The sequence below is a fragment of the Mycobacterium sp. IDUB_19 genome, from assembly GCF_055419445.1.
The window spans coordinates 1-11,387 of the sequence record NZ_JBVAXR010000006.1; the positions used below are offsets into that span (position 1 = coordinate 1).

Sequence of the window (11,387 nt, forward strand, 5' to 3'; positions counted from 1 at the left end):
AAGTATTGCGTCAGAACAAAACCCGTGAACCCGGAAAGCGCTGACGCCAGCAGAATGGTGCCGAGCAGGATGGTGCGCGCGGGTTGGGCGGCAATCGCTGCACACCCTTCCCGAACCGCGGTGACCGGGCTGCGTCGCGACTTGGCGGGTTCATTCATCTGCATTCTCCTCGGTTCTGCGCGAAACGAAGCAAAGCAGGGACTTCAACCGCCGCCGGGCAGCCCAGACCCATTGGGTGGCACACTACCGGGTGCGGCACGCTGCAGGTCAAGGACGAAGGAGATGTCTACTGCATATCGAAGTCGTGCTTGGAGAGCATTTCCCGCCGCCGATCCGGCCGAGTCGGCAATGATTGTCACATCGACTGTCGGGAGGGACCATGGGTCTGCCAGTTTCGCACTATGACGTGGGAGTCATCGGCCTTGGCTACGTGGGGCTAACGCTCGCGACTGTGCTGGCCGAGGCGGGCAACAAAGTGATCGGTGTGGAGAAGCGCTCAGAGGTCGTTGAGCAGACCAAGGCCGGCATCCCGCACTTCTCCGAAACCGGATTACCGGAAGCCTTGTCACGGGTCGTCGGCTCGGGCGCCTTGGCGGCCGTCGAGCAACTAAGCCCAGATGCGGTCTGCGACACGTACATCATCACGGTCGGGACGCCCCTGTCCAGCGAAGGGCTCGTCCGTACCGACATGATCGAGGCGGCCAGTCACGAGGTCACCGCGAACATGGGCGACGGCGCATTGGTGATCCTGCGTTCCACCGTCAAAGTCGGGACCACACGTGATGTGGTATCGCCCATCCTCGCGGAGTCCGGCAAGCGCTTCGACATCGCGATGTGCCCGGAGCGGACCCTCGAAGGTCAAGCGCTGCAGGAACTGCGCGAATTGCCGCAAATCGTGGGCGCAGATGATCCCGCTATCAGCGACCGTGCCGCGGCCGTCTTCCGGCGGCTGACCAATTCCATTGTCGCGGTGTCGAGCCCGGAGGCCGCCGAAATCATCAAGCTCGTCGACAACACCTATCGCGACGTGCATTTCGCGTTCGCCAATGAAGTGGCGCGATTGTGCGATGCGTTCGCGGTCAACGCGCACGAGGTGATCTCGTCGGGGAAGCTGGGTTACAAGCGGACGAACGTGCCGCTGCCCGGCCTGGTGGGTGGTCCGTGTCTGGAGAAGGATCCACACATCTTGCTGCAGAGTGCTCGTACCCGCGGAATCGAACTGGAGATCACCGTTGCGGGCCGGCTCGTCAACGAGCGACAGCCGGTGGAGACCGTCAAATTCATCAGCGACGAAGTCGCCAGACGTAATTTGCCCTCGCCGTTGCGAATATCCTTGCTAGGTATGGCATTTAAGGGCATCCCAGCCACCGACGATCTCCGGGGGTCGATGTCCATCAAGGTGCTAGACGCAATCAAGAAGGCTCATCCGGACGCCGAGATCCGTCTGTTCGACCCGGTCATAACGACCGAGCAGCTGGCGGCAACCTTCCCGGACGAGCACGCATTCGACCGACTCGGCGATGCGGTGAGCGGCGCGTCGGTTGTGATCATTGGCAACAATCATCCCGAGCTCGGCAGGATTTCGCCGCGCACGATCAGCGAGTTCATCGCTCCCGACGGCTTCGTGTTCGACTATTGGAATCACTTCAGCCACTTGCCAACATCTGAGCTGGGCAACTCGTACTTCGCGGTCGGCAACAGCAGGCTGGTGCTGTGATGGGCACTCGGGTGGTGGTGACGGGTGGCGGCGGATTCATCGGCGCCTATTTGGTCAGACGTCTTGTCCGGGATGGTTGGGATGTTGCGGTCATCGACACCATGGTGCGAGGCGAGGCCGGGCGCCTGGCCGAAGTGGCGGACGACATCGAGCTTTTCAGCTGCGACGTCCGTGACCAAGAGGCACTCGAGCGGGCGTTCGCCGGCGCAGAGGTCGTCATGCATCTGGCGGCGATCAATGGAACCGAGAACTTCTACAAGCGACCAGAGTTGGTGTTGGACGTCGGGTTACGCGGTGCATTGGCCGTTGTGAACGCCGGGCGCAACGCCGGCGTGCCGGATCTCGTGGTCGCATCCAGCGCGGAGGTGTATCAGACACCCTCCGTGGTGCCCACCCCGGAAACGATTCCGCTGATGCTGCCGGACAGCCTGAATCCGAGGTATTCGTACGGCGGCTCGAAGATCGCCACCGAGTTGATCGCATTCGACTACGCACAAGATCACTACCGCAAGGTCCAGGTGTTTCGCCCACACAACGTGTACGGCCCCGACATGGGCTACAAGCACGTGATACCTCAATTCATCGCCAGGGCCAGGGCGGCTCGGGATGCGACATCGGCTGGACCGGCGCCCTTTGAGATTCAGGGCGACGGCACCCAGACCCGCGCGTTCTGCTACGTCGACGACATCGTCGACGGCGTGCTCACCATGTACGAGAACGGCGGCCACCGCGAGGTCTTTCACATCGGCAATGACGAAGAGGTGTCCATCCGCGACCTGGCCGTTCGGGTTGCGAAGGCGGTGGGGATCGAGGTCGAGATTCGTCCCACCGAGGAGGCGGACGGCGGGACGCCGCGCCGGTGCCCCGACATCGGCAAGATGCGGAGACTCGGTTATCAGCCCGGCGTCGACCTGGACGAGGGCCTGAAGCGTACTGCCGGTTGGTACCTTCGACATGGCAGCGACGTCGTGACCAATGAGTTGTTGTGAGGTGCCAATGGAGCTAGGTTCGCGGATTTATGTCGCTGGTCACCGCGGCATGGTGGGTTCCGCGATCACTCGACGACTGTTGAGCGAAGGGTTCACGGACGTCGTGACCCGCGCGCACGACGAATTGCCACTCGACGACCACGGGGCGGTTGAGGGTTTCTTTGCCACTGCGCGGCCCGAGTACGTCGTCCTGGCAGCCGCGAAGGTTGGCGGAATCGTTGCCAATGCGACCTACGGCGCCGATTTCATCCGGGAGAACCTCAAAATCCAGACGAATGTCATCGATGCCGCTTATCGGTACGGCGCGCGCAAGCTCCTCTTCTTGGGGTCGAGTTGTATCTATCCAAGAGATGCCGAACAACCAATTCGTGAGGAGGCGCTGCTAACGGGACCGTTGGAGGAAACCAACTTGCCCTACGCGGTCGCAAAAATTGCCGGCAAGACGATGTGTGACGCGTATCGAAAGCAGTACGGCTTCAACGCATTCACCGTGATGCCGTCGAACGTATACGGCATCGGCGACAATTTTCATCCCGAGCACTCCCACGTTGTGGCGGGCATGTTGCGCCGGTTTCACGAGGCCAAATTGGCAGGCGCCGGTGAGGTTGTCGTATGGGGGAGTGGCTCGCCGTTGCGTGAGCTCATCGACGCTGACGACCTCGCGGATGCTTGCGTCTTCCTGCTGCGTTCGTACGACAGCGGCGACATGATCAATGTTGGTTCTGGCGAAGAGGTTTCGATCCGAGACCTGGCTCTTTTGATCAAATCGATCGTCCAGTTCCAGGGGCGCGTCGAGTTCGATCGCTCCCGCCCGGATGGCACGCCACGCAAAATCATGGACAACACGAAACTGACGACCCTCGGATGGCGACCAACCGTCAGCATTGAAGCCGGTCTCAAGAAAATGTACGACTGGGTCGTCGATTCAGATGTGTTGCGCCTGAACTGATTAGCGTGAAGCGCCGCACAAGTGGTGCGCCCCGCAGATCGCCCCGTCGTCTGTGCGCGAAGCCGACTGTCCAGGGGTATCGACATGTTAGTGTGACGCAGTGCCGTTATTGGACACTGCTCGCCTGATCGCCAAGGGCTTCGCCTTCGAGGTGCCACGCCAGTTCTCTGAGCGGGCCTGGAAGCGCGAGTTCGTCAACCAGCTCAAATCACGGCACGTTGACGTCGTGTTGGATGTCGGCGCCAACTCCGGCCAATACGCCATGGGGCTGCGCAAGAGGGGCTACCAGGGACGCATCGTCTCGTTCGAACCCTTGGCGGGGCCGTTTTCCGATTTGCAGAGCCACGCATCGAAGGATCCGCTCTGGGATTGCCGCCGACATGCACTGGGCGATGTCGACGGGACAATCTCGATCAATGTCGCAGGCAATTCCGGCGAAAGCAGCTCCGTCTTGCCGATGCTGAAGAGCCATCAGGACGTCTTTCCGGCAGCAAACTATGTCGGCGCCGAAGAGGTGCCGATCCATCGGCTCGATGCTGTGGTGCCAGAAATTCTGCGGCCTACAGATCGGATTTTTCTCAAGATTGACGTCCAAGGGTTCGAGAAACAAGTGCTCGCTGGGAGCACTGCAACGGTGAGCGATCGCTGCGTCGGGATGCAGCTCGAACTTTCTTTCCTGCCGCTGTATGAAGGTGGGATGCTAATCCGCGAAGCGCTGGATTTGGCGTACTCAATGGGCTTCACGCTGACCGGAATGCTGCCCTGTTTCACAGACATTCGAAACGGGCGAATGTTGCAGGCCGACGGCATATTCTTCCGTGAGGACGATTGAATGAGCCGGGGGAGGGACGAGTACGTATGCCGAAAATTGTGAGTCGCGCGTGAGCACACCGATGTTTTCGATCATCGTCCCGACCTGGAAGGCGGCGGCAACCGTGGGCGCCTGCGCGGAAAGTCTTCTCCGCCAGACCTTTAGCGATTTCGAGCTGGTCGTGGTGGACGGCGCCTCGACGGACGAGACACTCGACATCGTCAAGAGCTTCGCCCCCGATTTCGGCGCACGCTTGGTCGTCCACAGCGAACCCGACGAGGGTATCTACGACGCGATGAACCGCGGTGTCAGCCTCGCGGCAGGGGCGTGGTTGCTCTTTCTCGGGTCCGACGACACCCTGCACGACCCGGACACGCTGGCCCGGGTGGCCGCCTTCATCGGCGACAACGAGCCCAGCGATCTGGTGTACGGCGATGTGATCATGGGCTCCACCGGCTCCCGCCATGCCGGGGAATTCGACCTCGACCGTCTACAGTTCGAGACCAACATCTGCCATCAATCGATCTTCTATCGCCGCGAGCTGTTCGCCGGCATTGGCCCTTACAACCTGCGCTATCCCATCTGGGCCGACTGGGACTTCAATATCCGCTGCTTCTCCAACCCGGCGCTCGCCATCCGGTACATGGACATCGTCGTTGCCGACTACAACGACATGACCGGCCTGAGTATGAGGACGGGCACGGACAAGGAGTTCAGGAAGCGGCTGCCGATGTACTTCTGGGTGGCAGGCATGGAAACCGCCGGCAGGATGCTGTCCTTTTTCAAGGAAAAAGAGAACCGCCAGTTGGCATTTCGTTCGTGGGTCACGCGTTACAAGGCCGCGTCGAAAGCTCGGGCCAGCCACGCTGGTCAGTAGTCCTAGCCGACTACTCACGGTGCCCAAAAGTCCGTTGGGCCGGTTGTCACAGTGCGCTGGACTCGGCGCAGACTCGGTAACCGCGCAGGGCCAGCGGGACGAATATCGCGAGCAGCACGGCAGTCCACGCGACAGTCATCGCCAGCGGCCACAGAACGGGACCGCCGTAGGTCAATGCCCGCATCGCCTCGATGGGCGGCGAGAGCGGTTGCATGCGAACAAACGGCCGAAACCAATCCGGGAACATCCCGATTGGTGTGGTTCCAGGATTCACAAATGCCAAGGCGACGGTCCCGCCCATGATCCAGGTCAAGACGACGGGGCTGCTGGTGCGAAGGACGAGCGCGATCACCATCGCCGTGAACCCGACCACCATGATCGATGGAATCAGAATGTACAGCAGCACCGCGACCCAGCCATGCGTAAAGCGCAGTCCCAGTGCCACTCCGAGCGCAGTGATCAGGACCGTCCCGAGGAGCGCGCGCACGGCTTCCGCGGTGAGCCGTCCGGTCAGGGCGCTTGCCCGGTGTACCGGAAGCACCCACATGCGGCTGAGTAGCCGCGACTGACGGTCCATCGTGATGCCGACCGCGTTGCCCAAGGCGCCGAACAGCGCCGACAGCACCGAGCAGAACGGGACGAGGCCGTAAAGGCTGTCCACGCCGGTGACCTTGCGTACCTGCTCGCCCAGCACCACTTGGTAAAGAAGCAGAAGGAAGATGGGTAAGAGCAGCGAGCCCATCATCGTGGCTCGGTCGCGCCGCCACCGGATGAGAAGCCGAACAGCTTGCAACCAGCTCTGGGTCAGTAATGAGCCTTCCACCGCGGTCCGCGTTGTCACGCGCTGCGCCTCTGCATCCGCAGCGTGATCGCACCGAAAACCAGCACCATCCCGACGCACCAGGCCAGGCTGATTGCCAAGTTGTTGACCACCAGGTGTCCGCTGCCCAGGCCGCGCAACGTTTCCGCGACCTGCGAGACCGGCTGGTTGCGTACCCACGGGCGCAACCAGGCAGGGAAAGTTTTCTCGGGGGCGATACCGGTGGACAGCAAGAACAGCAGCAACTGGGGGACGAACAGCATGTAACTGGCCCCCTGGAGGCTGTTTGAACTCGACCCCAGTGCGTCGGCGCCCAGCCCAACCGCCAGGCACAGCAGCAACGCGATGAGAACGAAAGCTATCGCGTAAGCCGGCCCGCCGGTCATCCGGAATCCGAAGGCGTAACCGGCGACCACCGCTACCAAAAGGGCGAGTACTGCCCGGATTTGGGTCGCGGCCATCCGCGCTGTCACCGGGGCTGCGGCGGCGATCGGCAGCGTCCGCATGCGCTCGGCGAGCCCACTGAGGTGGTCGCGGATCGCGCGGTCGGCGGTGAGCAGGCCGACAAAAATCATCGACTGGACGACCACGGCCGGCACCAGGTACTGCGAGTAGCTCACGTGGCCGGTGTCGATCAGGCCATGCAGGGCGACGCTGAAGCCGACCAGGTACGCGATTGGTGACAGAATCTCGAAAATCATCTCGCCATCGCGCGTTGCGGAAACCAGCGACCGTTCCGTGAGGGCGGCCAGAGCGCTCATGATTGGGTGACGGTCCGCTCGGTGATGTGCAGGAATGCCTCGTCCAGCGAGGGCTTGCGCAGCGAGATGTCGGCGAGTTCGACGCCGAGCGCATCGACCCGGCGAAACACCTCGGCCAGCGTGGCCACCCCGTCGGGGGCAAGCACCGACACCGAGTTGGTGTCATCGTCGATCTCGATCCCGTTCAGTCCGGTCAGCGCCGCCGCGACGTGGGGCAAGTCGACAGGATTGGCCGGACTCACCTGGCAGTAACTGGTGCCTACCCTGCGCTTGAGGTCCTCGGCGGTACCGCTCGCGATCACCTGCCCGCGGTCGATGACGACGATCGAATCGCTCAGCACGTCGGCCTCTTCCAAGTACTGCGTGGTCAGCAACACGGTGATCCCTTGCTGGGCCAACGAACTCACCAGCGCCCAGACGTCGCGGCGACTGCGCGGATCAAGCCCGGCGGTCGGCTCGTCGAGAAATAGCACCTTCGGCAGCACCATCAGGGCGGCAGCCAGGTCGACGCGTCGCTGCATGCCACCGGAATACGTGGATACATGGCGGTCGGCGGCCTCGACGAGGTCGAAGCGCTCGAGCAATTCGTCGGCACGGGCCTTTGCCTCACGGCGGCGCAGGCCCCGCATCCTGCCGAACAGCACCAGGTTCTCTCGGGCAGTGAGCAACGTATCCAGCGAAACGAACTGTCCCGTCATCGCGATGCTGGCCCGGACCTGGGCGGGCTGGCGGGCGATGTCGTATCCGGCGACGGTGGCGCTGCCGGAACTCGGACGCAGCAGGGTGGACAGGATATTGATCGTGGTTGTCTTACCGGCGCCATTGTGGCCGAGCAGGCCGCATACCGTTCCGGCCGGAACCGAGAAACTCACGCCGGACAGCGCAGACGTCTTTCCCCCGAAAGTCTTTGTGAGATCTGCAACCTCGATCGCGTCTGGATACACAGTAGGGAGTATCTCATGTTGCTCCCGGCCTCTTGGCCGCATTGCTGGTAGCGGACGATTGCCCCGGGGATTGGTTTTCAACTGCTCTCGCAAAAGACCTGGCGCGCAAACGATCTACAAATTCATTGCGATCAGAGTTTGTCGCGCGCGTAATCGGCGTCGCCGACTAGACCGAGTGCCTCGGGATCGGGATCTCGGCCGTGGGCGCATCGTCGGAGAGTTCCTCGCCTAGCAAAGCGCGTACCAGCGGACGGGATCCTTCCGGCCGCAGCATTTGACTGGACGGCCGCGGACGAACGACCTGGGGCCACCAGAACCAACGTCCGAGCAGCGCGGCGATGGTGGGAGTCATGAACGAGCGCACGATCAGGGTGTCGAACAACAGGCCCAGGCCGATGGTCGTGCCGACCTGACCGATGATCCGCAAATCGCTGGACGCCATCGACGCCATCGTGAAAGCGAACACCAGACCCGCGTTGGTCACGACCTTGCCGGTACCGCCCATTGCACGGATGATGCCGGTATTGATACCCGCGCCTATTTCCTCTTTCATCCGGGATACCAGCAGCAGGTTGTAGTCAGACCCCACCGCCAGCAGGACGATCACAGACATCGGCAGGACCATCCAGTACAACTTGATGCCCAGAAGGTACTGCCAGATCAGCACCGAGAGCCCGAACGAAGAGCCCAGCGAAAGAGCCACCGTGCCCACGATGACGAGGGCGGCCACAAAGCTGCGCGTGATGATCAGCATGATCGTGAAAATCAGGCAGAGTGCGCCGATTCCCGCGATGAGCAGGTCAAATTTGGACCCGTCTTTGAAGTCCTTGAAGGTCGACGCGGTGCCGGCGAGCCAGATCTTGGAGTCTTCGAGCGGCGTCGTCTTGAGCGCCTCCTCGGCTGCCGTCCGAATCTTGTCTACGCGGTTGACGCTTTCGGGCGATGCCGGGTCCCCTTTGTGGGAAATGATGAATCGGGCCGCTTTCCCGTCGGGCGACAAGAATTGAGTCATCGCCTTCTGGAAGTCCGGGTTCTTGAAAACCTCGGGAGGCAGATAGAAGGAATCGTCGTTCCTGGAGTTGTCGAACGCCTGGCCCATGGTGGTGGCGTCCTTGTTGTCGACGTCCACCTGACCAATGATCCCGCCCATCGTGCTGTGCATTGTCTGCATCGTCGTCTTGAAGAACCTCATCGACGCAAGCATCTGCGGGTACTGCTCAAGTAGCTGCGGCAGCAGCACATCCATTTTATGAAGGTCCACCAGCAGCTCGCCGAGTTTATCGCTCAGCTCGTCGATTCCGTCGAGCGTGTCAAATATCGACCTGAAGGACCAGCAGATGGGGATATCGAAGCAGTGCTTTTCCCAGTAAAAGTAGCTCTTAATCGGTCTGAGGAAATCTTCAAAATCTGCGAAATGATTTCGTAGCTCGTATAAGATCTGAGTCATTTCATAGGTCTTGCCGATTGAGTCGTGCGTATATTCCGTGAGCTTTTTCTGTAATTCGTAAAGGCGCGTTATCGACGCGATCTGTATGTCCATCATGTGGATCTGCTCGAGCATGTCGTCCATGCGGGCCTTCATATATCTTATGTTTTGCGTCTGGGCCGAGTTTTGCATGCTGAGCATGAAGGGGATCGAGGTGTGTTCGATCGGCGTTCCCTCGGGCCTGGTGATGCCCTGAACGCGGGCAATTCCGGGAACTTTGAATATTGCCCTGGCCAGCCTGTGCAGGACGATGAAATCGGCCGGATTGCGCATATCGTGATCGGACTCGATCATCAGAATTTCCGGCATCATCCGCGCTTGGGAGAAGTGCCGGTCGGCGGCCGCGTACCCGACGTTGGCCGGAATGTCGTCGGGCATGTAGAGCCGGTTGTTGTAGCTCGTCTGGTAGCCGGGCAGCGTGACTAAACCGACCAGCGCGACGGCAATCGTCGCAATGAGAATGGGTACGGGCCAGCGCACAATCGATGTGCCGATCCGGCGCCACCGGCCAAATCGGATCGCTCGGGTGGGGTCGAGTAGCCCGAAGCGGCCTCCGATGGTCAGGACCGCGGGAACCAGCGTCAGGGCGATCACCACAGAAACGACCAAGCCGATGGCGCACGGGACGCCCATGGTCTGGAAGATGGGCATCCGCGTGAAGCTCAGGCACAACATGGCTCCGGCGATCGTCAAACCGGAACCCAAGACAACGGGAACAACCCCGCGGAAAGTGTTGTAGTAGGCCGTTTCCCGATCCTCGCCGGCCTGGCGCGCCTCCTGGTATCGGCCGAAGAAGAATATCCCGTAGTCGGTTCCGGCCGCCATCGCGAGGGCCACCAGCAGGTTGACGGCGAACGTCGACAACTGCACAAGACTGTTATCGCCGAGAAACGCAACGATGCCCCGGGCCGCGAGCACTTCGATACCCACGGTGATCAACAACAGAATCACCGTGATGATCGATCGGTAGACGAACAGCAGCACCACGAAAATGATCGCCGCGCCTACCGCGGTCATTTTCAGGATGGATCTATCGCCGGCCTGCTGCATGTCCGAGAACAGCGCCGACGGACCGGTGACATAAGCCTTGATGCCAGCAGGCGGTGGGTTCTGCCCGAGAATATCCCGGACGGAAGCAATGGAATCTTGGCCCGCCGTCGTGCCCTGGTTGCCGACCAGATTCAACTGGACGTATACGGCCTTACTGTCCGCGCTTTGCGCACCCGCGGCGGTAAGTCGGTCGCCCCACAAATCCTGAACGTGCTCAACATGTTTCGTGTCGGCCTTTAACGCACGAACCAATTTGTCGTAGTACTTGTGCGCGCTGTCCCCGAGGTCGTTCTGCCCCTCCAACACGAGCATCACAAAACTATCCGAGTCGGACTCTTTGAAGACCTTGCCCATGCGCATCATGGCCTGCACCGCCGGCGCATCCTGCGGGGCCAATGGCACGGAGTGCTCTCGGCCGACCCGCTCCAGTGACGGAACTCCGAAGGTCACCAGCAGCGTCAGCGCGATCCAGCCCAGGACGAACACCAGAGAGAGATTGCGGAGCACCCGTGCCACGACTGGCTTCCGGACGGGAGCCGCAGCGCGTTCGGTGCTGATCGGTTCGGTGGTCATGCGCGCCTCACCGCGTTTCTTTCAGTAGCAACGAACGCACCAACGGGCGGGACCCCAACGGCCGCAGCATCTGGCTTGCGGGGCGGGTCCGCACTTGCTGCGGCCACCAGAACCAGCGACCCAGCAACGCCGCGACGGCCGGCGTCATAAAGGCGCGCACTACCAGGGTGTCGAAGAGCAGACCCATCCCGATTGTGGTGCCGAGCTGGGCGATGCTGCGCAGGTCGCTGACCGCCATGGATGCCATCGTGAATGCGAACACCAGCCCCGCGTTGGTGACGACCTTGCCGGTACCGGCCATTGCACGGATGATGCCGGTGTTAATACCCGCGCCTATTTCCTCTTTCATCCGGGAGACAAGGAGCAAGTTGTAGTCAGAGCCCACGGCCAACAGGACGATCACCGACATC

General features: G+C 61.4%; 10 protein-coding genes. 5 read left to right on the forward strand and 5 right to left on the reverse strand.

The window, feature by feature from the left end; translation table 11 throughout:
* Positions 1-379 precede the first annotated feature (379 nt).
* The 5 genes from ACZY0B_RS07325 to ACZY0B_RS07345 all read left to right on the forward strand — a co-directional run bounded on the left by ACZY0B_RS07325 (position 380) and on the right by ACZY0B_RS07345 (position 5,343).
* A complete protein-coding gene (locus ACZY0B_RS07325; RefSeq protein WP_463763389.1) occupies positions 380-1,717 on the forward strand; it encodes a nucleotide sugar dehydrogenase in 1,338 nt (445 codons plus the stop codon).
* Complete coding sequence (locus ACZY0B_RS07330) at positions 1,717-2,706, forward strand: NAD-dependent epimerase/dehydratase family protein (RefSeq protein ID WP_463763543.1); 990 nt, start codon at positions 1,717-1,719, stop codon at positions 2,704-2,706. The genes ACZY0B_RS07325 and ACZY0B_RS07330 overlap by 1 nt, the downstream gene beginning before the upstream one ends.
* Positions 2,707-2,713: 7 nt before the next feature.
* Positions 2,714-3,655, forward strand: a complete 942-nt coding sequence (locus tag ACZY0B_RS07335) for a GDP-L-fucose synthase family protein (RefSeq protein ID WP_463763391.1) — start codon at positions 2,714-2,716, stop codon at positions 3,653-3,655.
* Between the two features lie 100 nt (positions 3,656-3,755).
* The gene (locus ACZY0B_RS07340; protein WP_463763392.1) at positions 3,756-4,487 is read left to right on the forward strand and encodes an FkbM family methyltransferase; all 732 of its coding nucleotides are present in this window, start codon (positions 3,756-3,758) and stop codon (positions 4,485-4,487) included.
* 61 nt (positions 4,488-4,548) lie between these two features.
* Positions 4,549-5,343 carry a glycosyltransferase family 2 protein gene (locus ACZY0B_RS07345; protein ID WP_463763544.1) on the forward strand — a complete coding sequence of 265 codons (795 nt, stop codon included), beginning with the start codon at positions 4,549-4,551 and terminating at the stop codon, positions 5,341-5,343.
* A 46-nt stretch (positions 5,344-5,389) separates the two neighbouring features.
* On the opposite strand, the gene ACZY0B_RS07350 is transcribed toward ACZY0B_RS07345, so the two are convergent.
* The 5 genes from ACZY0B_RS07350 to ACZY0B_RS07370 form a co-directional block, all read right to left on the reverse strand.
* Positions 5,390-6,184, reverse strand: coding sequence for an ABC transporter permease (locus ACZY0B_RS07350; protein WP_463763393.1), 795 nt, complete (start codon positions 6,182-6,184; stop codon positions 5,390-5,392).
* Positions 6,181-6,924 carry an ABC transporter permease gene (locus ACZY0B_RS07355; protein WP_463763395.1) on the reverse strand — a complete coding sequence of 248 codons (744 nt, stop codon included), beginning with the start codon at positions 6,922-6,924 and terminating at the stop codon, positions 6,181-6,183. The genes ACZY0B_RS07350 and ACZY0B_RS07355 overlap by 4 nt, the downstream gene beginning before the upstream one ends.
* Positions 6,921-7,910: an ATP-binding cassette domain-containing protein gene (locus tag ACZY0B_RS07360; protein ID WP_463763396.1), complete on the reverse strand. Its 990-nt coding sequence runs from the start codon at positions 7,908-7,910 to the stop codon at positions 6,921-6,923. The genes ACZY0B_RS07355 and ACZY0B_RS07360 overlap by 4 nt, the downstream gene beginning before the upstream one ends.
* A 124-nt stretch (positions 7,911-8,034) precedes the next feature.
* Positions 8,035-10,977, reverse strand: a complete 2,943-nt coding sequence (locus ACZY0B_RS07365) for an MMPL/RND family transporter (RefSeq protein ID WP_463763398.1) — start codon at positions 10,975-10,977, stop codon at positions 8,035-8,037.
* 7 nt (positions 10,978-10,984) lie between these two features.
* Positions 10,985-11,387, reverse strand: a 403-nt coding sequence (locus ACZY0B_RS07370) for an MMPL family transporter (protein ID WP_463763399.1), incomplete at its 5' end; no start/stop codon positions are given.

What these genes read in the sequence shown, in the direction of transcription:
- ACZY0B_RS07365 (WP_463763398.1), bottom strand. Translation starts at nt 10,977, where the DNA reads ATGACCACCGAACCGATCAGCACCGAACGCGCTGCGGCTCCCGTCCGG.
- ACZY0B_RS07345 (WP_463763544.1), top strand. Translation starts at nt 4,549, where the DNA reads ATGTTTTCGATCATCGTCCCGACCTGGAAGGCGGCGGCAACCGTGGGC.
- ACZY0B_RS07355 (WP_463763395.1), bottom strand. Translation starts at nt 6,924, where the DNA reads ATGAGCGCTCTGGCCGCCCTCACGGAACGGTCGCTGGTTTCCGCAACG.
- ACZY0B_RS07325 (WP_463763389.1), top strand. Translation starts at nt 380, where the DNA reads ATGGGTCTGCCAGTTTCGCACTATGACGTGGGAGTCATCGGCCTTGGC.
- ACZY0B_RS07330 (WP_463763543.1), top strand. Translation starts at nt 1,717, where the DNA reads ATGGGCACTCGGGTGGTGGTGACGGGTGGCGGCGGATTCATCGGCGCC.
- ACZY0B_RS07360 (WP_463763396.1), bottom strand. Translation starts at nt 7,910, where the DNA reads ATGCGGCCAAGAGGCCGGGAGCAACATGAGATACTCCCTACTGTGTAT.
- ACZY0B_RS07335 (WP_463763391.1), top strand. Translation starts at nt 2,714, where the DNA reads ATGGAGCTAGGTTCGCGGATTTATGTCGCTGGTCACCGCGGCATGGTG.